Source organism: Xanthomonas sp. SHU 166 (genome assembly GCF_000364685.1).
GTDB classification, from domain to species: Bacteria; Pseudomonadota; Gammaproteobacteria; order Xanthomonadales; family Xanthomonadaceae; genus Xanthomonas_A; species Xanthomonas_A sontii.
In genome coordinates this window covers 1-1,428 of sequence record NZ_AQOJ01000332.1, presented here as the reverse complement: position 1 = coordinate 1,428, position 1,428 = coordinate 1, and the positions used below count along the sequence as shown (strand labels likewise).

General features: G+C 73.7%; 1 protein-coding gene. It reads left to right on the top strand.

The features are described 5' to 3' along the window. Positions 1–1,428: DNA internalization-related competence protein ComEC/Rec2 (locus D180_RS09950; protein ID WP_017912675.1), on the top strand; the 1,428-nt coding region annotated here is incomplete at both ends.

Sequence of the window (1,428 nt, the reverse complement as noted above, 5' to 3'; positions counted from 1 at the left end):
TGGCGGCTGTGGCCGCAACTGGGCCGCTACTGGCCGCGGCGCCAGGCCGCGGCGGCGCTGGCGCTGCTCGGCGCCGGCGGCTACACCCTGGTGTCGGGCATGGCCCTGCCGACCGTGCGCACCGCGCTGATGATCGCGGTGGTGGTGGCGGCACGGTTGTGGCGGCGACCGGTGCGGGTGGTCGACGCATTGGCGCTGGCGGCGATTGCCATGCTGCTCTGCGACCCGCTGGCGGTGCTCTCGGCCGGCTTCTGGCTGAGCTTCCTCGGCGTCGCCTGGCTGGCCTGGTGCATGCCCGATGCCGGTCGTGGCTGGCGCGAGACGCTGCGCAGCTTCCTGACCGCGCAAGGCGTGGCCACGGTCGGCCTGCTGCCGGTGAGCACGATGCTGTTCGGGCAGGCCTCCGTGGTCGGGCCGCTGGCCAACCTGCTGGCGATCCCGTGGTGGAGCCTGGTGGTGGTCCCGCTGGCCTTGCTCGGTACCGCGCTGGAGGCGTTGCATGCCGGTGCCGGTGCCTGGCTGTGGCGCCTGGCCGCAGCCTGCTTCGACCTGACCTGGCCGTTGTTCGTCGCCCTGGGCGAGAGCCGCTTCGCCCTGCGCTGGTTGCCGGAGGCGCGCGACTGGGCGCTGCCGCTGGCCTTGCTGGGCGCGTTCTGGCTGCTGCTGCCGCGCGCGGTGCCGGGCAAGCCGCTGGCGGCGCTGCTGTGGTTGCCCTTGCTGTGGCCGCCGCTGGAGCGACCGCGACCGGGCGAGGTCGATCTGGTGATGTTCGACGTGGGGCAGGGCCTGTCGTTGCTGGTCCGCACCGCCCACCATCAACTGCTGTACGACACCGGGCCGGCGGTCGAGGACGGCTACGACGCTGGCGAACGGGTGGTGGTCCCGGCGCTGCATGCGCTTGGCGTGGCGCGGCTGTATCGCGCGGTGATCAGTCATGGCGACAACGACCACGCCGGCGGCCTGGCCGCGGTGCGCGCGGCGCTGCCGATCGGCCTGGTCCAGGCCCCGGCTGGTGCGCCGTTGCCGGTGGACCGGGCCTGCGTGGCCGGCGATGCCTGGGAATGGGATGGCGTGCGGTTCCGGTTCCTGCATCCGGCGCCGCACTTTCCGTATCTGCGCAACGAATCCAGCTGCGTGCTGCGCGTGGAAACCGTGCATGGCGCGCTGTTGCTGGCCGGCGATATCGGCGACGTGGTCGAGCGCACGCTGCTGCGCGAGGCGCCGCAGGCGCTGCGCGCCGACGTCGTGGTGGCGCCGCACCATGGCAGCGCGCATTCCTCGCAGCCGGCCTTCGTCGCTGCCACCGGCGCGCGGTTGGTACTGGTGTCGGCGGCCTACGGCAACCGCTTCGGCCATCCGCATCCGGGCGTGGTGGCGCGCTGGCAGGCGGCCGGCGCCGAGGTCGCCGGCACGCCGCAGGGCGGTGCA